The organism is Pseudomonas sp. PA-5-4B, assembly GCF_021606215.1.
GTDB classification, from domain to species: domain Bacteria; phylum Pseudomonadota; class Gammaproteobacteria; order Pseudomonadales; family Pseudomonadaceae; genus Aquipseudomonas; species Aquipseudomonas edaphica.
Genome location: NZ_WKDB01000013.1, coordinates 70,072 through 91,118, shown reverse-complemented (window position 1 = coordinate 91,118; position 21,047 = coordinate 70,072). Strand labels below are relative to the sequence as shown.

The 21,047-nt window shown below is 60.9% G+C and carries 17 protein-coding genes; 13 read left to right on the top strand and 4 right to left on the bottom strand.

From position 1 onward, the window contains the following. Positions 1-124 precede the first annotated feature (124 nt). The 5 genes from gshA (at position 125) to tauD (ending at position 5,423) form a co-directional block, all read left to right on the top strand. Positions 125-1,708 carry a glutamate--cysteine ligase gene (gene gshA, locus GIW28_RS09060; protein WP_236447281.1) on the top strand — a complete coding sequence of 528 codons (1,584 nt, stop codon included), beginning with the start codon at positions 125-127 and terminating at the stop codon, positions 1,706-1,708. A gap of 258 nt (positions 1,709-1,966) precedes the next feature. Then, positions 1,967-2,944 (top strand): taurine ABC transporter substrate-binding protein, encoded by a 978-nt coding sequence (gene tauA, locus GIW28_RS09055; protein WP_017135362.1) that lies wholly within the window; start codon positions 1,967-1,969, stop codon positions 2,942-2,944. Between the two features lie 18 nt (positions 2,945-2,962). Then, positions 2,963-3,742: a taurine ABC transporter ATP-binding subunit gene (tauB, locus tag GIW28_RS09050; protein WP_236447280.1), complete on the top strand. Its 780-nt coding sequence runs from the start codon at positions 2,963-2,965 to the stop codon at positions 3,740-3,742. Further along, positions 3,739-4,575, top strand: coding sequence for a taurine ABC transporter permease TauC (tauC, locus tag GIW28_RS09045; protein ID WP_169986666.1), 837 nt, complete (start codon positions 3,739-3,741; stop codon positions 4,573-4,575). Before tauB ends, tauC begins: the two co-directional genes overlap by 4 nt. An 11-nt stretch (positions 4,576-4,586) precedes the next feature. Next, positions 4,587-5,423, top strand: a complete 837-nt coding sequence (gene tauD, locus GIW28_RS09040; protein ID WP_017135359.1) for a taurine dioxygenase — start codon at positions 4,587-4,589, stop codon at positions 5,421-5,423. 689 nt (positions 5,424-6,112) lie between these two features. Here the strand turns inward: tauD and mgrA are convergent. From mgrA to epsC, 4 genes are all read right to left on the bottom strand, one after another. After that, the gene (gene mgrA, locus GIW28_RS09035; RefSeq protein WP_236447279.1) at positions 6,113-7,150 is read right to left on the bottom strand and encodes an L-glyceraldehyde 3-phosphate reductase; all 1,038 of its coding nucleotides are present in this window, start codon (positions 7,148-7,150) and stop codon (positions 6,113-6,115) included. Positions 7,151-7,258: 108 nt separating this feature from the next. After that, the gene (locus GIW28_RS09030) at positions 7,259-8,587 is read right to left on the bottom strand and encodes an OprD family outer membrane porin (RefSeq protein ID WP_017135726.1); all 1,329 of its coding nucleotides are present in this window, start codon (positions 8,585-8,587) and stop codon (positions 7,259-7,261) included. Positions 8,588-8,878: 291 nt separating this feature from the next. After that, positions 8,879-10,840 (bottom strand): choline transporter BetT, encoded by a 1,962-nt coding sequence (betT, locus tag GIW28_RS09025; RefSeq protein ID WP_169986756.1) that lies wholly within the window; start codon positions 10,838-10,840, stop codon positions 8,879-8,881. Between the two features lie 402 nt (positions 10,841-11,242). Continuing rightward, entirely contained in the window at positions 11,243-12,169 is a 927-nt protein-coding gene (gene epsC / locus GIW28_RS09020) for a serine O-acetyltransferase EpsC (protein WP_017135728.1), read from the bottom strand. A 166-nt stretch (positions 12,170-12,335) separates the two neighbouring features. Between epsC and GIW28_RS09015 the strand changes: the two genes are divergently transcribed. From GIW28_RS09015 to GIW28_RS08980, 8 genes are all read left to right on the top strand, one after another. Beyond that, positions 12,336-13,331, top strand: a complete 996-nt coding sequence (locus GIW28_RS09015; RefSeq protein WP_186617889.1) for a D-cysteine desulfhydrase — start codon at positions 12,336-12,338, stop codon at positions 13,329-13,331. A 280-nt stretch (positions 13,332-13,611) separates the two neighbouring features. Continuing rightward, positions 13,612-14,406: a cystine ABC transporter substrate-binding protein gene (tcyJ, locus tag GIW28_RS09010; protein WP_017135730.1), complete on the top strand. Its 795-nt coding sequence runs from the start codon at positions 13,612-13,614 to the stop codon at positions 14,404-14,406. Beyond that, the gene (tcyL, locus tag GIW28_RS09005) at positions 14,406-15,071 is read left to right on the top strand and encodes a cystine ABC transporter permease (RefSeq protein ID WP_017135731.1); all 666 of its coding nucleotides are present in this window, start codon (positions 14,406-14,408) and stop codon (positions 15,069-15,071) included. Before tcyJ ends, tcyL begins: the two co-directional genes overlap by 1 nt. A 2-nt stretch (positions 15,072-15,073) precedes the next feature. Further along, complete coding sequence (tcyN, locus tag GIW28_RS09000) at positions 15,074-15,820, top strand: L-cystine ABC transporter ATP-binding protein TcyN (protein WP_170039521.1); 747 nt, start codon at positions 15,074-15,076, stop codon at positions 15,818-15,820. 375 nt (positions 15,821-16,195) lie between these two features. After that, a complete protein-coding gene (locus tag GIW28_RS08995) occupies positions 16,196-16,981 on the top strand; it encodes a hypothetical protein (protein ID WP_236447119.1) in 786 nt (261 codons plus the stop codon). Between the two features lie 187 nt (positions 16,982-17,168). Continuing rightward, on the top strand, positions 17,169-18,410 hold the full coding sequence (locus tag GIW28_RS08990) for an SfnB family sulfur acquisition oxidoreductase (RefSeq protein WP_236447118.1): 1,242 nt from the start codon (positions 17,169-17,171) through the stop codon (positions 18,408-18,410). Positions 18,411-18,434: 24 nt separating this feature from the next. Further along, positions 18,435-19,628, top strand: a complete 1,194-nt coding sequence (locus GIW28_RS08985) for an SfnB family sulfur acquisition oxidoreductase (RefSeq protein WP_236447117.1) — start codon at positions 18,435-18,437, stop codon at positions 19,626-19,628. Then, a complete protein-coding gene (locus tag GIW28_RS08980) occupies positions 19,629-20,981 on the top strand; it encodes an LLM class flavin-dependent oxidoreductase (protein WP_177032357.1) in 1,353 nt (450 codons plus the stop codon). It abuts the gene before it with no gap. The last annotated feature ends 66 nt before the right edge of the window (positions 20,982-21,047 follow it).

Sequence of the window (21,047 nt, the reverse complement as noted above, 5' to 3'; positions counted from 1 at the left end):
TAGGCTTTTTCAATGTGAGCCAAATCGACTCTAAACCAGGCGATAACGCCAGTTTCAACTTCACCCTTGTAGACCGTCCTGCCCACCCCCATATTGGGGCGACTGACGCGTGAAGGAATCCAACTTGAGCGAACTTCTCAACCGCCGCCTGGCCCTGCTCGGCAAGCGCGAACACCTCTCCCTGCTAGAGCAATGCTTGCACGGCATCGAGCGTGAATGCCTACGCGTCACCGGTGAGGGTCGCCTGGCACAAACGCCGCATCCAGAAGCCCTGGGCGCCGCGTTGACCAATGAATTGATCACCACCGACTACTCGGAATCGCTGCTGGAGTTCATCACTCCCGCCCTGCCCAACCCGGCCGACACCCTGAGCAGCCTGGACAAGATCCATCGGTTTGCCTACAGCAAGCTCGGCAGCGAGTACCTGTGGAGCCCTTCGATGCCGTGCCCGTTGCCGGCCGAGGAAGATATTCCGATCGCCTACTACGGCACCTCCAATATCGGCCAGCTCAAGTACGTGTACCGCAAGGGCCTGGCCCTGCGTTACGGCAAGACCATGCAGTGCATCGCCGGCATCCACTACAACTTTTCCCTGCCGGAACAGCTGTGGCCGTTGCTCAAGGAGACTGAAGGCTTCGTCGGCACCGACCGCGACTACCAGTCCACCGCCTACATCGCGCTGATCCGTAACTTCCGCCGCTACAGCTGGCTGCTGATGTACCTGTTTGGTGCTTCACCGGCCCTGGACGCCGGTTTCCTGCGCGGCCGTTCGCACCAACTTGAAGTGCTGGACGCCGACACGCTGTACTTGCCGTACGCCACCAGCCTGCGCATGAGCGACCTGGGTTACCAGAGCAACGCTCAGGCTGGGCTGACGCCGTGCTACAACGACTTGAACAGCTACACCGACAGCCTGCGCGAAGCGGTGGCAACGCCCTACGCGCCTTACGTCGAAATCGGCACCCATAAGGATGGTGAATGGGTGCAGCTCAACACCAACATCCTGCAGATCGAAAACGAGTACTACTCCAACATCCGCCCCAAGCGCGTGACCTACACCGGCGAGCGGCCGATCCAGGCGCTGATGGCCCGTGGCATCCAGTACATCGAAGTGCGCTGCCTGGACATCAACCCGTTCCTGCCGATGGGCATCGACCTGCCGGAGTCGCGTTTCCTTGATGCGTTCCTGCTGTACTGCGCGTTGAACGACAGCCCGCTGTTCGCCAACAACGAGTGTGGCAATGCCACCTCCAACTTCCTCAGTGTGGTCAAGGAAGGCCGTCGCCCAGGCCTGCAATTGCAGCGTGAAGGCCAGGCGGTGGACATGAAGGAATGGGCCACCGAGCTGCTGGAGAAGATCGCCCCGCTGGCGGCCTTGCTGGATGAGAGCCATAGCATCACCGAGCACAGCCAGGCGCTGGACGCTCAGTTGGCGAAGGTCAAGGACGCGTCCCTGACGCCATCGGCCCAGGTGCTGGCGGCAATGGCCGAACGCAAAGAGAGTTTTGCGCAATTCTCCCTGCACCAGAGCGAGGTACACGCCGCGCACTTCCGTCAGGAGCCTTTACCGGCCGATGAGCAAGCACGCTTTGAAGAGTTGGCACGTAAGTCGCTGGCTCAGCAGGTGGAGCTTGAGCAAAACGAAGTGGGCGACTTTGACGTGTTTGTCGGCTCGTACCAGGCAAGCATTCTGGCGATCAGTAACTAAAGCATCACGCCATCTCCTGTGGGACCTGGTTTGTGTGGGAGCTGGCTTGCCTGCGATGCAAACACCTCGGTGTATCAGTGATACCCAGGTGATGCTATCGCAGGCAAGCCAGCTCCCACATTTGCCTTCATTGGGTTGAAGATTGCGCTCACTCTTCTCCTCATAAGCTAATTCGAAAATGTTATTTATTTTCGAGTTCTTAGATCATTTAGTCTCCTCACACGCCGACCCTCGGCCGCCTGATTGAGGAGCTTCCCCTTGAAACTGCTTACCCCATTGCGCCTCTTGGCCGCATTGTCCCTGGCCGGTGCCAGCCTGTTTGCCCAGGCGGCAGATGTGACCATTGCTTACCAGACCACCGTAGACCCGGCGAAAGTCGCCCAGGCCGACGGTGCGTATGAAAAAGCTACCAACGCCAGGATCGACTGGCGCAAATTCGACAATGGCGCCGACATCATCGCCGCCATTGCTTCCGGCGACGTCCAGATCGGCTACCTCGGTTCCAGCCCGCTGACCGCTGCGGTAACGCGCAAAGTGCCGGTTGAAACCTTCCTGGTCGCCACCCAGATCGGCGGCGCCGAAGCGCTGGTAGCGCGCAATGGTTCGGGGATCAACAGCCCCCAGGACCTGGTCGGCAAAAAGATTGCCGTGCCTTTCGTGTCTACCGGCCACTACAGCCTGTTGGCCGCGCTGAAACACTGGAACATCGACCCTTCCAAAGTGACCATCCTCAACCTCGCACCACCGGCAATCATTGCGGCGTGGAAGCGCGGTGATATCGACGCGACATACGTGTGGGACCCGGCCCTGGGCGTTGCCAAGGAAAACGGCAAAGTGCTGATCACCTCCGGCGAACTGGCCAAGTTCGGCGCGCCCACCTTCGATGCCTGGATCGTGCGCAAAGACTTCGCCGAAAAACACCCGGAAATCGTCACGGCCTTCGCCAAAGTCACCCTGGACGCCTACGCCGCCTACCGCAAAGACCCACAGGCCTGGCTGGCCGACAAAGGCAACGTCGACAAGCTGGTGAAGCTCTCCGGCGCCAAGGCCAGTGATATCCCACTGCTGCTGCAAGGCAACGTCTACCCACTGGCCGCTGACCAAGTAACCCTGCTGGGCGCACCGACTACCAAGGCTGTAACCGACACCGCCGCGTTCCTCAAGGAACAAGGCAAAGTCGACGCCGTGCTGCCGGACTACGCCCCTTACGTCAGCGCCAAGTTCATCACTAACTGATTCAAGGAGCTCATCGCGATGGCCTTGCTACAACTGGAGCGCATCAGCGCACAGTACCCAGGCGCCACAGAACCGGTACTGTCCGATATCTCACTCGACCTTGGGCCTCAGCAATTGCTGGTGGCCCTCGGCCCGTCCGGCAGTGGCAAGACTTCGCTGTTGAACCTGATTGCCGGCTTCGTCGAACCTTCTGCCGGGCGTATCACCCTCGATGGCGTACCGGTCAAAGGCCCGAGCGCCGAACGCGGCGTGGTGTTCCAGGACGACGCTCTGCTGCCCTGGCAGGACGTGCTGGCCAACGTCGGCTTCGGCCTGGAACTGGCCGGTGTGCCCAAGGCACAACGCGAAGTACGCGCCCGGGAAATGCTCGCACTCGTCGATTTGGCCAGTTTCGACAGCCGCCGTATCTGGCAGCTTTCCGGTGGCCAGAAACAGCGTGTCGGCCTGGCCCGCGCGCTGGCGGCTGACCCTCGCGTGCTGCTGATGGACGAGCCTTTCGGCGCCCTCGATGCCTTCACCCGCGAACAGATGCAGGAGTTGCTCCTGCAAGTCTGGCGGCGCACGGCCAAACCGGTGTTCCTGATTACCCATGACATCGAAGAAGCGGTATTTCTCGCCACCGACCTGATCCTGCTGGCGCCCAACCCAGGCCAGATCGTCGAGCGCCTGCACCTGGACTTCGGTCAACGCTACGCCGCCGGTGAATCGGCGCGGGCGATCAAGTCCGACCCGCGCTTTATCGAAACCCGTGAACACGTGCTGGGCAAAGTGTTCTCGCAACGGCAGGTGCCTGCATGAGCAGCTACGAACTTCCCGTCACGGCCGCCAAGCCGGTAGCGCACAAGGTTATTCCAGTACGTCGCAGCCTGAGTACACGTTGGATCAGCGTACTCACCCTGATCGCCTTGCTGGCAATCTGGTGGGCCGTCACCGCCACTGGCTTGATCGAACCGTTGTTCCTGCCGCCACCTTCCGCCGTGCTGCAAAAAGGCTGGCTGCTGGCAACCACCGGCTATATGGATTCCACCTTGTGGCAGCACCTGGGCGCGAGCCTCACGCGCATCGGCCTGGGCCTGGGCTTTGCGGTACTGACCGCGGTGCCGGTAGGGATTGCCATCGGTGCCAACCGCATTGCCCGTGGCATCCTCGACCCGCTGATCGAGTTCTATCGGCCGATACCGCCCCTGGCTTACCTGCCGCTGATCGTGATCTGGTGCGGCATCGGTGAGCTGTCCAAGGTATTGCTGATTTACCTGGCAATCTTTGCACCTATCGCCATCGCCACCGCGACCGGCGTGCGCACGGTCGACCCGGCCAAACTGCGTGCCGCGCAGTCGTTGGGCGCCACCCGCGCCCAGTTGATTCGCCATGTGATCCTGCCGAGCGCGCTGCCCGACATCCTTACCGGCGTGCGCATCGGCCTGGGTGTGGGTTGGTCGACCCTGGTTGCCGCCGAGCTGATCGCCGCCACCAGCGGCCTGGGCTTTATGGTGCAGTCGGCGGCGCAGTTCCTGGTCACCGACGTGGTGGTGCTGGGGATTCTGGTGATCGCCCTGATTGCCTTCGCCATGGAAATGGGCCTGCGTGCCCTGCAGCGCAAATTAGTGCCTTGGCATGGCCAGGCACATTGAGTGAGAACCGCATGAGCAGCCTGACCGTTACGCCAATAAGCACCGCCCTGGGCGCCCTGATCAGTGGCGTCGATATCACCCAACCGTTGAGCCTCCAAGAACGTGACGCCATTGAGCAGGCGCTGCTCAGCCACTCGGTGCTGTTCTTCCGTGGCCAAGCCGTCACGCCGCAGCAACAGGCGCGGTTTGCGGCAAATTTTGGCGACCTGCATATTCACCCGATCTACCCCAACGTGCCGGAGCAGCCCGAAGTGCTGATCCTCGACACTGCCGTGACTGACGTGCGCGACAACGCCGTATGGCACACCGACGTGACCTTCCTGCCGACGCCGGCGCTCGGCGCGGTGCTCAGCGCCAAGCTGCTGCCGGCCTTTGGTGGCGACACGTTGTGGGCCAGTGGCATTGCGGCGTATGAAGCCCTGTCGGAACCCTTCAAGCGCCTGCTCGACGGCCTCACGGCGACTCATGATTTCACCAAATCCTTCCCGCTGGAGCGCTTTGGCAACACCGCCGAAGACCTGGCGCGCTGGGAAGAGACCCGCAAGAAGAATCCACCCCTGTCACACCCGGTGGTGCGCACGCATCCGGTCAGCGGGCGTAAGTCATTGTTTGTGAGCGATGGGTTCACCACCAAAATCAACGAGCTGGAGCCGACGGAAAGCGAGGCCATACTCAAGCTGCTGTTTGCCCACGCAACACGGCCGGAATTCACCATTCGCTGGCGCTGGCAGGAGAACGACGTGGCGTTCTGGGACAACCGCGTGACCCAGCACTACGCCGTGGATGACTACCGTCCGCAACGGCGCGTGATGCATCGCGCCACAATCCTGGGCGACGTCCCCTTCTAAACCAGGCACAGCCTCTGCATCAATGAAGGTCAAAATGTGGGAGCGGGCTTGCCTGCGATAGCGGTGGACCAGCCACAACTTAATCGACTGACACACCGCCTTCGCGGGCAAGCCCGGCTCCCACATTGACCGCGTACTGCCGAATGAATTTGCCACACTGAAGATCAAAATGTGGGAGCTGGCTTGCCTGCGATAGCGGTGGACCAGCCCATACATTCATCGACTGACACACAGCCATCGCGGGCAAGCCCGGCTCCCACATTGGCCGCGTATTGCCGAATGAATTTGCCACACTGAAGATCAAAATGTGGGAGCTGGCTTGCCTGCGATAGCGGCGGACCAGCCCATGCATTCATCGACTGACACACCGCCATCGCGGGCAAGCCCGGCTCCCACATTGACCGCGTACTGCCGAATGAATTTGCCACACTGAAGGTCAAAATGTGGGAGCTGGCTTGCCTGCGATAGCGGTGGACCAGCCACTACTTCATCGACTGAAACACCGCCTTCGCGGGCAAGCCCGGCTCCCACATTGGCCGAGTACAACCGAGTGAATTTGCCACACTGAAGATCAAAATGTGGGAGCTGGCTTGCCTGCGATAGCGGTGGGTCAGCCCATACATTTATCGACTGATTCACCGCCTTCGCGGGCAAGCCCGCTCCCACATTTTTGACCGGGTTGTACCAGCTTATTCAGCAGTGGACGGTTTTTCCCACAGGTTAATCCCGCCTTCCTGCGCAAACCGGTCGATCTCCGCCAGTTCTTCCGCGCTGAAGTTCAGGTTCTTCAACGCGCCGACGTTTTCAATGATCTGCTCCGGCCGGCTCGCACCAATCAAGGCACTGGTCACCCGTGGGTCACGCAGGGTCCAGGCCAGGGCCAATTGCGCGAGGCTCTGGCCACGGCGCTTGGCGATTTCATTCAACCCGCGCACATGGGCAATGTTGGCTTCAGACAAGTGCTTGGCCTGCAACGAGCCGCCACCTGGGCGGTTGACCCGCGCATCGGCCGGCACGCCGTTGAGGTACTTGTCGGTGAGCAAACCCTGGGCCAGTGGTGTGAAAGCAATCACCCCTGCGCCAAGTTCGTCGGTGGTATCCAGCAGGTCTTTTTCAATCCAGCGGTTGAGCAGGTTGTAGGCCGGCTGGTGGATCAGCAACGGCACTTTCCACTCTTTGAGCAGCGCCGCCATTTCGCGGGTTTTCACCCCGGAATAAGAAGAGATACCGATGTACAACGCCTTACCCTGCTGCACGGCAGTGGCAAGGGCGCTGGCGGTTTCTTCCAACGGGGTATCGGCGTCAAAACGGTGAGAGTAGAAAATATCCACGTAGTCGACGCCCAGGCGTTGCAGGCTCTGGTCCAGGCTCGCCAGTACGTATTTGCGCGAACCGCCACCCTGGCCGTAAGGGCCGGGCCACATGTCCCAGCCGGCTTTGCTGGAAATGATCAGCTCGTCGCGGTAGTGCTTGAAGTCTTCACGCAGCAAACGGCCGAAGTTGATCTCGGCGCTGCCATACGGTGGGCCGTAGTTGTTGGCCAGGTCGAAGTGGTTGATCCCCAGGTCAAACGCAGTGCGCAGCAGGGCGCGCTGGGTGTCAATCGGGGTGCTGTCGCCAAAGTTGTGCCACAGCCCCAGGGACAGTGCCGGCAGCACCAATCCACTGCGACCTACGCGGCGGTACGGGATAGATTCATAGCGGTTTTCGGCAGCAATGTAAGTCATCGAATCCTCTCTTGGACGTAGGCAAATAAGGCCTGGGAATAAGGTTATTCCCAGGCCTTTTAACCAGCTGAATCGCTTAAGCCTGCCGCTCCGTTCTACAGCAATTTCCTACCAGAGTGGAACGACGTAGCTGACATAAAAGCGATTTTCATCTTGAACGGTGGCACCGGTAATATCCGGGCTGGCGTGGGCATTTTTCCAGGTCACGCCCAGGCCCTTGAGGGTGCCGGTCGGTACTTGGTAAGCCACGGCAATGTTGCGTTCCCACTCGCTGGTGGTGCCTTGCACGGTGCGGATGTCATCACCGTGGGCATAGGCCGCCGAGAACGTCAGGCCGGTAAGGCCCAGCTTACCGAAGTCATACTTGTACTGCGCAAGCCAAGTGCGCTCACCGGCGTGTTGAAATTTATTCAACTGCATGTTGGTGAGCGCCGGGGTGTCTGCGCCTGAGCCCGGCCCTTGGCGGTTGTCGCCGCTGTTGAGGCCGGAATCGAGGTACGGGAAGTCGCTGTCACCGCTGTTTTTCTGGATGCCCAAGCCGACGGTGTGACCGTCCAGGCTGTAGCTCTCCAGCAAACTGGCGGTGGTTTGGTTGATGCGGCCCTTGCTGGTGCCGTCGCCATACAGACCGGCGCCGGTAAAGTCTTTATCGCCGTCGGCGTTGGCGCCTACACCAAGGCTGCGGAACACACGCACGTCGGTGTCGATGGCGCCCACGGACAACGCGTCATGACGCTTGGCGCCGAGGAAGAACTGCTGGTAGTAATCCTCAAGGTTGGAGTACCACAGGCTCACGGTGGTGTTCTGGATGCCGGTGTAATCCGCACCGCCGAACAGGAAGCGATCACTTTCTCGGGTGCCGCCGGCGGTGATCATGCCTTGGTCGCCGGTTTCGTTGCGGATCTTGGTCTTGAAGATATCGCCGCCGGTGAAGGTGAAGTCGCTGAGGTCTTTGGAGACCAGTTGCACGCCGGTATTGGTCTGCTGGTACAGGCGGCCGTCGGTGTTGGCCAGTACCGGGTTGTTGCCATACAGCGTGCCAACCCGCAGTTCATCTTTGGCGAAACGCATCTTGAAGGTCGGGCTGAGTACACCGAACTGGTCGGCGGATTTGCCGTTGTCCAACGGGAACATGCTGCCTGGGTAACGGCCCTGGTGATCCTTGTCGTTGAGGTCGCCGCCGGAGTCGAGTTTCAAGCCGTAAAACGCCTGCAAGTCCAGGCCAAAACCTACCGGGCCTTCGGTGTAGCCGGACTTGAAGTTGAACTCGAAACCCTGGCCCCAATCCCGCACGCTATGCGCCTTGGCGTTGCTGCCCACCACATCACGACCTTGCTGGTTGAGATAGCGGTTGAGCAGGGTCACGTCGGCGTGGCTGTCGTCGATAAAATCGGCATGGGCGGACAGCATAAAGCTCGCCATGGCGGCACCTACCATGGGGCTTATTAACGTCTTCATTGTTACCGGTCTCCGTCACTGTTCTGAAATGAAAGCGTCAAACGCTTCACACAATTACGCAGTGGCCAGATGACAGTTCGGAGTCAAAACGCTTAGTTCACGAATGAAATTAAGTTTAAGAAAGCCTTTAATTACACGGGTTTGCGGGCATTTGATCGTTCCCACGCTCTGCGTGGGAATGCATCCATTGACGCTCTGCGTCATCCCTGCGGCGGGACGCGGAGCGTCCCAGGCGGCATTCCCACGCGGAGCGTGGGAACGATCGGTGGGTCAGCGCACCAGGTGCAGGAACTGCAGGTGGCGCTCGTACTGGTCGAGGATGTCGTTGATGATCTGCTCCTTGGTGTAGCCGACCAGATCGTAGTCCTGGCTGCCCTCACTCAAGTGCACTTCCGCGCGGTAATAGCGGCGGTTGTTGATCTCTTTGGAACCCATGCCACCCCGGGCGAACGACGGCGTGAAGTAACCGCGCATCTGCACCTGGTAAACGAATGGATGCTCCTCGCCATGCCCGATTTCCAGGCTGACGCTGTCGTTGGACGGGTCCGGCTGAGTCACCACATTCAGGCCTTTCTCGACAAACACCGCCGTCACTTCTTCGATCGCCGGGCGCACCGTCGATTCGAGGAAACGGTACACCTCATCACGTGACGGGAAGTGCACGGCCTGGCTCAAACGCTGGCGCCAACCGCCTCGGCCTTTGCGCGCCGCCGACACCGGTGCCAGCGAATGCAGCTGGGCAATCTGCTTCTGCGATTCGAGGTAGAAGGCCTTGTGCAGCCCCCACATCATCAGCAGCAAAATCAGCGAGAACGGCAACGAAGTCAGCACCACCGCAGACTTGAGCGAATCAATACTGCCGGCAAACAGCAGGGCACTGGTGACCAGCGCCGTCATCGCCCCCCAGAACACCCGCAGCCATTTCGGCCCGTCTTCATCGGCGTTGCCGCCTTTGGACGAAAGCGTCGACAGCACTACAGTGCCGGAATCCGCCGAAGTGACGAAGAACACGAAGCTGATAAACACCGTGACGGCGATCACCGTCTTGCTCCACGGGTAGGTTTCCAGCAGCAGGTAGAGGCTCATCGAAGGGTCATCGATGGCCGACTGGCCCAACGCGGTCATGCCGTGGTTGAGTACCTGGTCGATGGCGCTATTGCCGAAGATCGACATCCACGCCAGGGTGAAGCCCAGCGGAATCAACAGCACGCCGAAGACGAACTCGCGGATGGTCCGACCACGGGAAATACGCGCGATGAACAGGCCCACGAACGGCGACCATGCGATCCACCAGGCCCAGTAGAACACCGTCCAACCGCCCAGCCAGTCGCTGGGTTTGTCGTAGGCGTACACATCGAAGCTCTTGGTCGGCAAGGCGCCGAGGTAGTCACCGATGTTCTGGATCAAGGTGTTGAGCAAGTGTTGGGTGGGGCCTGCGAACAACACAAACAGCAGCAGCGCACAGGCCAGCAGCATGTTGATGTCGGACATCACTCGCACGCCCTTGTCGACGCCGGCGACGGCAACCAGGATCGCAGCGCCCATCATCAAGGTGATCAGGCCAACCTGAATCCACTGCGTATGCGCGATGCCAAACAGGTAGTCGAGACCGGAGTTGAGGTGCAACACGCCAAAACCCATATCGGCGCCCAGGCCGAACACCGTGGCGATGATGCCGAAGCCGTCCACCGCATAACCGATGGGGCCGTTGATGCGTTTGCCGATCAGCGGGTACAGCGCCGAGCGCAGCGCCAGCGGCAGGTTATGCCGGTAGGCGAAGTACGCCAGGGCCATGCCGACAAAGGCAAACACGCCCCAGCCATGCAGACCCCAATGCAGAAACAGGATCTGCATGGCCTGGCGAGCCGCATCGGCATTCATCGGCGCGCCCTGAGGCGGCTGCACCAGGTGCGTCAATGGCTCGGAGACGCAGAAGAAAAACAGCGTGATGCTGATCCCCGCGGCGAACAGCATGCCGGCCCAGGACAGGTAACTGAATTCGGGCTCGTCGTGGTCGGCACCGAGTTTTATCTTGCCGTAGCCCGATAGCGCGGTGACCACCACGAAGACCAGATACAGCGTCATCGCGAGCATGTAGTACCAGCCGACCGTGTTGGCCGCCCAGTTTTGCGCTGCCAGCAGCCAGGCACCGGCCTGTTGCGGAATAGCGATGACAGTGATGCCAAACAGCAGAATGAAGGTTGCGGCAAAGTAGAAAACCGGCGCATTCATGCGCACCAGGCCGCTGGATGGGGTGGACGATGCACTCATGAACGATGCACCCCGAAGGTGTGTGATGTGGCTGTAAATAACGGACTCAGCAAAGGTAAGCCTCCTGTTGTGAGCGGGCAGCGAACCACCGGGTTTAACTTGAACGAGCATTCAAGTTAAACATAGGTAGGCGGTTTGGGACTAATCGCAGGGCTGAGTGGTAGACAATTCCTACACTAGCTCAAGGATTGGTATGACGGGCGGGGATGGCAAATCGTTCAGTGGCTCGGAATTGAAATGCGGACACTACTGTGGGAGCTGGCTTGCCTGCGATAGCGGTCTGTCAGCTACAAATGTGCCAACTGGTCCTCCGCTATCGCAGGCAAGCCAGCTCCCACAGTTGATCGGTGTTTGGCTCAAATACTATTTCTGCGCGCCGTCGTCATGTTGCAAATTCGCCTGCGTGATGTTCGCCCCCGCCGGCACGCTGCGGGTCAGCCACACATTGCCGCCAATGGTCGAGCCCTTGCCGATGGTGATGCGCCCCAGGATCGTCGCCCCGGCATAAATCACCACATCGTCCTCAACGATCGGATGGCGCGGGTGGCCTTTCTGCAACTGCCCGTCCTCATCCGCCGGGAAACGCTTGGCGCCCAACGTCACGGCCTGGTAGATGCGCACGCGCTCGCCGATGATCGCGGTCTCGCCGATCACCACACCTGTCCCGTGGTCGATAAAGAAACTCGGACCGATCTGCGCACCAGGGTGAATATCGATGCCGGTGGCCGAGTGAGCAATCTCTGCACTGATCCGCGCCAGCAACGGCAGCCCGGCGCGGTACAGATGGTGCGCCAGGCGATGGTGAATCACCGCCAGAATCCCCGGATAGCACAGCAGCACTTCATCCACACTGCGCGCAGCCGGGTCGCCGTGGTAGGCGGCGAGCACATCGGTGTCCAACAGGCTGCGCAGTGAAGGCAAGGCCAGCGCGAAATCCTGGATCAGGCGGATGGCCAGGGCATCGACCTCGCTGTCATCCCTTGCACCCTGGCGCGCGGCGTAGCGCAGCTCCAGGCGGGCCTGAGCGAGCAAGGCATTCAGGGCGACGTCGAGGGTATGCCCGACGTAAAAATCTTCACTTTCTTCACGCAGGTCCACCGGGCCCAGGCGCATCGGGAACAGCGCGCCGCACAGCGCTTCAAGAATCTGCGCCACCGCCTCGCGGGACGGCAACTCGCGGCCACCGTGTTCGCCACTCAGGCGGCCATTGCGCGTTCGCCACTGGTCCCGGGCGCTGCGCAGCTGGCTGACGATGGTCTGTAATTGCCAATGACTGGAACGCTCACTCACGGTATTCACTCCTGACGATATGGCCATCACTTTACGGTATGCACCCTGGCCACCCTTAAGAACCAATGGTGTGATGCTAAGAACTATCCGGAATAAGCGATTGGCGGTTGCCGGTTGAAAAGTGCCTGCCTATAGTCGCCCCATCACTTAGCCACTGTATGTCGCCATGATCAAACAACAGCTCGACCGTTTTAACCGCCTGGAACTGCTGGGCGGCGCCACCGCCCTGGAAAAACTCGAGCGGCTGTCGGCCTGGCTGGGCAGGGACATTTACGTCAAGCGCGACGACACCACGCCGCTGGCCATGGGCGGCAACAAGCTGCGCAAGCTTGAATACCTGGCCGCCGATGCCATCGCCCAGGGCGCCGACACCCTGGTGACCGCCGGCGCCATCCAATCCAACCATGTGCGCCAGACCGCCGCGCTGGCCGCCAAGCTTGGCCTGGGCTGCGTGGCGCTGCTGGAAAACCCCACCGGCACCGAAGACCCCAACTACCTCGGCAACGGCAACCGCCTGCTGCTGGAGTTGTTCGACGCCAAAGTCGAATTGGTCGAGAACCTCGATAACGTCGACGACCAACTCAACGCCCTCGCCGACCGCCTGCGCAGCAACGGCAAGAAGCCCTACCTCGTCCCTATTGGCGGCTCCAATGCCTTGGGTGCCTTGGGTTACGTGCGCGCCGGGCTGGAGCTGGCCGGGCAGATCGAAGACAGCGGCATCGAGTTCGCCGCCGTGGTGCTGGCCTCGGGCAGCGCGGGCACCCATAGCGGCCTCGCGCTGGCGTTGAGTGAAGTGCTGCCGAACCTGCCGGTGGTGGGCATTACCGTGTCGCGCACCGAAGAAGCCCAGTTCCCGAAAGTACAGGGCCTGGCCGAACGCACCGCCGAGTTGCTGGGCGTGGACATTCCCGAAGCCTTCAAAGTGATCCTGTGGGACGAATATTTCGGACCGCGCTACGGCGAACCGAACGCCGGCACCCTGGCGGCGGTCAAGCTATTAGCCAGCCAGGAAGGCTTGCTGCTGGACCCGGTCTACACCGGCAAGGCCATGGCCGGTTTGCTCGATGGCATCGGGCGTCAGCGGTTTGAGGACGGCCCGATCATTTTCCTGCACACCGGCGGGGCGCCGGCGCTGTTTGCGTATGACTCGGTGCTTAACTGAATAAACACCGATCAAAATGTGGGAGCTGGCTTGCCTGCGATAGCGGTTCGTCAGCTACAAATGTGTTGGCTGATACACCGTTATCGCAGGCAAGCCGGCTCCCACATTAGATCAACCTAATATTCCAAAAAGAAATATCAAATTAATTTTATATTATTTTCAAGTCTTAAAAACTCGCTTTATAGTCGCGCCGAAGGCGAAGACGCGCACCGCGCTTTAAGGCAGGATACGACTACTGCGTCACCTGCTTCGCTCAACATAAAAAACACAGGGGCTGTTCATGACTATTTCTGTATTGCGTCGCACGTTGCTGGTTGGCACTTTGGGCTTGGCACTCGGGGCTGGCCTGATGGGCCAAGCCATCGCCGGCGAGCAGCTGAGCACCATCAAGAAGGCGGGCGAGATCAAGATCGGCCTGGAAGGCACCTACCCGCCGTTCAGCTTTGTCGATGAAAGCGGCAAGCTCAGCGGCTTTGAAGTCGAGCTGTCCGAAGCGCTGGCCAAAGAGCTGGGCGTCAAGGTCAAGCTGCAGGCCACGCCATGGGACGGCATCCTCGCCGCCCTGGAATCCAAGCGCCTGGATGCTGTGGTCAACCAAGTGACCATCTCCGAGGAGCGCAAAAAGAAGTATGACTTCTCCAAGCCTTACACCGTCTCCGGTATCCAGGCGCTGGTGCTGAAGAAAAACGTCGAAAGCATCAAGACCGCCGACGACCTGGCCGGCAAGAAAGTCGGTGTGGGCCTGGGCACCAACTACGAACAATGGCTCAAGGACAATCAACCCAAAGCCATCATCAAGACCTATAACGATGACCCGACCAAGTTCCAGGACCTGCGTATCGGCCGTATCGACGCCATCCTGATCGACCGCCTGGCCGCTCTGGAATACGCCAAGAAAGCCCCGGACACCGCCGCCGCCGGTGATGCCTTCTCCCGTCAGGAAGCCGGTATTGCCCTGCGCAAAGGCGAGCCGGAACTGCTCGACGCTGTGAACAAGGCCCTCGACAAGCTGCGCGCCGATGGCACCTTGAAGAAGCTGTCCGAGAAGTACTTCAACGCTGACGTCACTGAATAATGGAAGCAGGTTTCCAACTCGCGCTGGACTCCGCGCCCTTTCTGCTCAAGGGCGCGTACTACACGGTGATTCTTAGCCTCGGCGGGATGTTTTTCGGCTTGCTGCTGGGCTTCGGCCTGGCCTTGATGCGTTTGTCGCGCTTCAAGCTTCTAAGCTGGACCGCCCGAGTCTACGTGTCGTTCTTTCGCGGCACGCCCTTGCTGGTACAGCTGTTTTTGATCTACTACGGCTTGCCGCAAGTGGGCATCGAGCTGGATCCGATCCCGGCGGCCATGATCGGCTTTTCGCTGAACATGGCCGCTTACGCCTGTGAAATCCTGCGTGCCGCGATCAGCTCCATCGAACGCGGCCAATGGGAAGCGGCCGCCAGTATCGGCATGACGCGCGCGCAAACCCTGCGCCGGGCCATCCTGCCGCAGGCCATGCGCACGGCCTTGCCGCCGCTGGGCAACAGCTTTATTTCGCTGGTCAAGGACACGGCACTGGCCGCCACAATCCAGGTGCCGGAGTTGTTCCGCCAGGCACAGCTGGTGTCGGCGCGTACTTTCGAAATCTTCACCATGTACCTGTCCGCCGCCCTGATCTACTGGATCCTGGCAAGCATCCTGGCGCACTTTCAAAATCGCCTGGAAGACCGGGTCAACCGGCATGACCTGGAGTCCTGAGCATGATCGTGGTTGAAAAACTGACCAAACAATTCAAAGGTCAGGTAGTACTCAACGGCATCGACCTGGAGGTCAAGGAAGGCGAAGTGGTCGCCATCATTGGCCCCAGCGGCTCCGGCAAGACCACCTTGCTGCGCTGCCTGAACTTCCTCGAAGAACCCACCAGCGGTCGCATCAAGGTCGGTGATATCGAGATCGACAGCAGCAAACCGCTCAGCCAGCAGCAAGGCCTGGTGCGGCGCTTGCGCCAGCATGTGGGTTTTGTGTTCCAGAATTTCAACCTGTTCCCGCACCGCACCGCGCTGGAAAACGTCATCGAAGGCCCGATCGTGGTCAAGAAGATGCCGCGCGAGGCGGCGACCGCGCTCGGTCGCAAGCTCTTGGCCAGGGTCGGCCTGGCCGGCAAGGAAGACGCCTACCCACGGCGCCTGTCCGGCGGCCAGCAACAGCGCGTGGCGATTGCGCGTGCCTTGGCCATGGAACCGGAGGTGATTCTGTTTGACGAACCCACCTCGGCGCTCGACCCGGAGCTGGTCGGCGAAGTGCTGGCGACCATCCGCAGCCTGGCCGAAGAAAACCGCACCATGGTTATCGTCACCCACGAAATGAGCTTCGCCCGCGATGTTGCCAACCGGGTGATCTTCTTCGACAAAGGCGTGATCGTGGAGCAAGGCGAAGCCAAGGCACTGTTCGCCAACCCCAAGGAAGAACGGACCAAGCAGTTTTTGAGCAAGTTTTTGGCCCACTGACTGGCTTGCAGCGTGGCGAGGGAGCTTGCTCCCGCTGGGCTGCGCAGCGGCCCCAAAATCCTGGGAGCGCTTCGCACTCCAGCGGGAGCAAGCTCCCTCGCCACAGTCCTACGCAAAACCCTCGCAACTATGGGTAAAACGCCCCGCCAAACCTGCCTTAAAATCCCCCGCCGCGTCAGCCTTTTCTGAATCTGCTCCAACTCGCCGTTTAGCCTTTTGCCGCCATTGACGCCCGCTGGCCAACCCTCTTATCTAGCGCTCAGAGGATTGGATCCTATCCCGGCTACTCACTGAATCGTTCCTTTCGGCACCCTGCGCGCAATCGCGCCACGGGCGCCGGAACGATTGCTGCTGGCTGCATCAAGGAGATTACTTATGACGCGCACCGCACCCCAGGCCACGTTCACCGCCCCAACCCTGCCCCAGGCGAATCGACACGGCATCAACGCCCTCGCCGCGACCCAATTGCAGGTGGATATCGCGCCTTACCCTGGCATGGACGAGGGCGACTTGATCGAACTGTTCTGGAACAACTGCTTTGCCGACTCGCGTCGGATTACCGCGTGCAAGGTCGGCACCCTGACCCGCCTGCGTGTACCCGAAAGTTTTATTCAGGATGGCACCGCACGGGTTCACTACCAGGTCATGCAAGTCGGCCACGGCCCGGCGCGCTCAGACCTCACTCAGGTGCCCGTGAAGACCTGCTGTCCGGGTGGCCACCCCTGCGCACTGCTGGACGATGAAAACCAGAACCTCGCCCCCGTGGGTCTGCCCGAGACCATCCGCCGCTACGGTGTCAACGGCAGCCAGGTGCGGCGCGGCATCCCGCTGACCATCCAGCCCTACCTGAACATGGCCACGGGCGATGCCATCACCCTGCGCTGGGGCGATGTGCGCCTGGACCTGCCGAGAATCCAGGCCAAAGGCGTCGGCCTGCCGGTGCAAGTGTGGGTGCCTTCCACAGTGATTATCGAAGCGGGCGACGACAGCCGCCTGGACGTGACGTACTGCATTCTCGATCGGGTCGGCAATAATTCGCGCTGGGCACCAGTACGCACCTTGAACATCGCCACCTGCGCGCCACAGCCGCCAGCCCGCTCCGTCAGGGCCGCGACGACCTATCAACCGCGCCACCCCGGCTCGCCCTGCGAGCCTGGGTGACAGCCCTTCTATGCATATTCCAATAAGTTAGTTTATTTAAAAATTTAACACGCTTAGGGTATATGCACCGGACCACCGGACATCTCTGATTTTTCTGTTTTTATTTCATTGAATGCGAGGTCGGTATGGTCAGAATTACCCCGGTGCATAACGCCAGGGCATTACGTGCAGCCAAGGAGCGGCGCTGATGTCTAACTTGGCTCTAACACCCCCCCAGAGTGATCTGGACGTAGCCCCACTGCTGTTGCCGGCCACGGTGCTGCGCAACGACGCCCAGGCGTTGAGCGCAGCCCATGAGCTGGCTCAGGCCGCGCGCCTGCAAGCGGCCAAACGCGACCAGCAGCGCAAGCTGCCCTGGGCGCAGCTTGAACAGTTCACCCGCAGCGGGCTGGGCAGTATTTCCATTCCCCGTGAATACGGCGGCCCCCAGGTGTCATTCGTGACCCTGGCCGAAGTGTTCGCGATCATCAGCGCAGCGGACCCGGCCCTCGGGCAAATCCCGCAGAACCATTTCGGCATTCTGCACCTGCTGCAAAGCACCGCCACCGCGCGCCAGAAAAAGCAGCTGTTCCAAAGCGTGCTCGACGGTTGGCGCATCGGCAATGGCGGCCCCGAGCGCGGCACCAAAAACACCCTGGAACTCAAGGCGCGCCTCACGGCCAAGGATGACGGCTATGTGATCAGCGGCCAGAAGTTCTACTCCACCGGCGCCTTGTTCGCCCATTGGGTCGCAGTAAAAGCACTCAAAAATGACGGCAAGCAAGTCATGGCGTTCGTGCGCCGTGGCACGCCAGGACTGCGCATCGTTGACGATTGGTCGGGCTTTGGCCAACGCACCACCGCCAGCGGCACGGTATTGCTCGATCAGGTGCCGGTGGACGCAGAGTTGGTCGTCGACAACTGGCGCCTCGGCGAAAGCCCGAATATCCAGGGCGCCGTTTCGCAACTGATCCAGGCCGCCATCGATGCCGGCATCGCCCGTGGGGCGCTGGATGACACCATCGCCTTCGTGCGCGAACGTTCGCGCCCGTGGATCGACGCCAAGGTCGAACGCGCCAGCGATGACCTGTACGTGATCGCCGATATCGGCAAACTGAAAATCGAACTGCACGCCGCCGAAGCCCTGCTGCGCAAGGCCGGCAAGGTGCTGGACGAGGTCAGCGCCGCGCCGATCACCGCGCACTCGGCCGCCCGCGCCTCGATTGCCGTGGCCGAGGCCAAGGTGCTGACCACCGAAGTGTCGTTGCTGGTCAGCGAAAAGCTCTTCGAACTGGCCGGCAGCCGCGCCACCCTCGCCGAATTCAACCTCGACCGCCACTGGCGCAACGCCCGCGTGCACACCCTGCACGACCCGGTGCGCTGGAAGTATCACGCCATCGGCGCGTATCGGCTGAACGGCACTTTGCCTGCTCGACATTCCTGGATCTGACCGACCAGACATCTGGAGAAACCCATGACTTTTTCCCCTAACGTCGCGGTCATCACCAGCGACGAACACGCCCTTGTTGTCGCCAGCGACCTGGCCGAAGACTTTGCCCGCGACAGCGCCCAGCGTGACCGCGAACGCCGCCTGCCGCTGCCCGAACTGGACGTGTTTTCGCGCTCCGGCCTGTGGGGTATCAGCGTGCCCAAGGAGTATGGCGGCGCTGGCGTTTCCAACGTCACCCTGGCCAAGGTCATCGCCCTGATTGCCCAGGCCGATGCCTCCCTGGGCCAGATCCCGCAAAACCACTTTTATGCGCTGGAAGTACTGCGCGTGAATGGCAGCCCGGCCCAGCAAAAACGCCTGTACGCCGAAGTACTCGCCGGGCAACGTTTCGGCAACGCCTTGGCGGAACTCGGCACCAAAACCGCCCATGACCGCGTCACCTCCATCACCCGCGATGGCGATGGTTTTCGCATCACCGGGCGCAAGTTTTACTCCACCGGCGCGATCTACGCCCAGCGCATCCCCACTTCGGTGGTGGATGAACACGGCGTGCAGCAACTGGCGTTTGTGCCCCGCAACAGCGAGGGCTTGAGCGTGATCGACGACTGGAGTGGCTTCGGTCAGCGCACCACTGGCAGCGGTTCAGTGGTGTTCGACAACGTGTGGGTGGCAGCCAAGGACGTGATCCCGTTCCAGAGCGCCTTCGAGCGCCCGACCACCGTCGGCCCGCTGGCGCAGATCCTTCACGCCGCCATCGACACCGGCATCGCCCGTGCCGCCTTTGAGGATGCGCTGCACTTTGTGCGCACCAAAACCCGCCCATGGATCGACGCCGGCACCGACAAGGCCAGCGAAGACCCGCTGACGCTCAAGAGCTTCGGCCACTTGAGCATCCGCCTGCACGCCACCGAGGCCTTGCTGGAGCGCGCGGGTGAATACCTCGACCGCGCCCAGGCCGACAGCAATGCCCAGACCGTCGCAGCAGCCTCCATTGCTGTCGCTGAAGCGCGCGCCTTGAGTACGGAAATCTCCCTGGCTGCCGGCAGCACCTTGTTCGAACTGGCCGGCAGCCAGGCCACTCTGGCCGAGCATGGCCTCGACCGCCACTGGCGCAACGCCCGCGTGCACACCCTGCACGACCCGGTGCGCTGGAAGTATCACGCGGTGGGCAATTACTACCTCAACGATGAAAACCCACCCCTGCGGGGGACCATCTGAATGGCGAAGAAAAAAATCCTGCTCAATGCCTTCAACATGAATTGCATCGGGCATATCAACCACGGCCTGTGGACCCACCCACGGGATACCTCGACGCAGTACAAAACCGTCGAATACTGGACCGACCTGGCGCAAACCCTGGAACGCGGGCTGTTCGACGGTTTGTTCATCGCGGATATCGTCGGCGTGTACGACGTCTACCAGAACGCTATCGACGTGCCGCTCAAAGAGTCGATCCAACTGCCGGTCAATGACCCGCTGCTGTTGGTCTCGGCCATGGCCGCCGTGACCAAAAACCTCGGTTTCGGCCTCACCGCCAACCTCACCTACGAGCCGCCGTACCTGTTCGCCCGACGCATGTCCACGCTCGATCACCTGAGCCGTGGCCGGGTCGGCTGGAACATCGTCACCGGCTACCTCGACAGCGCGGCCAAGGCCATGGGCCTGACCGAGCAGGTTGAGCATGACCGCCGCTATGACCAGGCCGATGAGTACCTGCAGGTGCTGTACAAACTCTGGGAAGGCAGCTGGGAAGACGACGCGGTGCTCAACAACCCCAAGCAGCGGGTCTACGCGCAGCCGGGCAAGGTGCACAAGGTCGAGCATCACGGCGAGTTCTATCAGGTCGAGGGTTATCACCTGTGCGAACCCTCGCCACAGCGCACGCCGGTATTGTTCCAGGCCGGCAGTTCGGACCGTGGCCTGCTGTTCGCCGGGCAACATGCCGAGTGCGTGTTCATCAGCGGCCAGAACAAGGCTGCGACCAAAGCCCAAGTGGACAAGGTGCGCGCCAGTGCCGTCGAGGCTGGGCGCAACCCGGATGACATCAAGGTGTTCATGGGGCTTAACGTGATCGTTGGCGCCACCGAAGCGCTGGCCTGGGCCAAGCACGCCGAGTACTTGAGCTACGCCAGCCCGGAGGCCGGCGTGGCGCATTTTTCGGCGTCCACGGCGATTGATTTTTCTCAATACGAGATCGACGAACCGATCCAGTACGTGAAGAGCAACGCGATTCAGTCGGCCACCAAGAACCTGCAGAACAACGACTGGACCCGGCGCAAATTGCTGGAGCAGCACGCCTTGGGTGGGCGTTACATCACTTTGGTTGGCTCGCCCGAGCAAGTGGCTGATGAGCTGGAGTCCTGGATCAGCGAGACGGGGTTGGATGGCTTCAATTTGACGCGGATTGTGACGCCGGAAAGCTATGTCGACTTTATCGACCTGGTGGTGCCGGAGTTGCAGAAGCGTGGGTCGTACAAGACGGCTTATGAGCAGGGAACACTGCGCGAAAAAGTCTTCCACGCCGGCGCTCGCCTACCCGAGCAACACACCGGTTCCACCTACCGACACTGAACCAAAACTGTGGGAGCTGGCTTGTCGAACCGTCGCACCGCTGCGATAGCGGTCTGTCAGCCACAT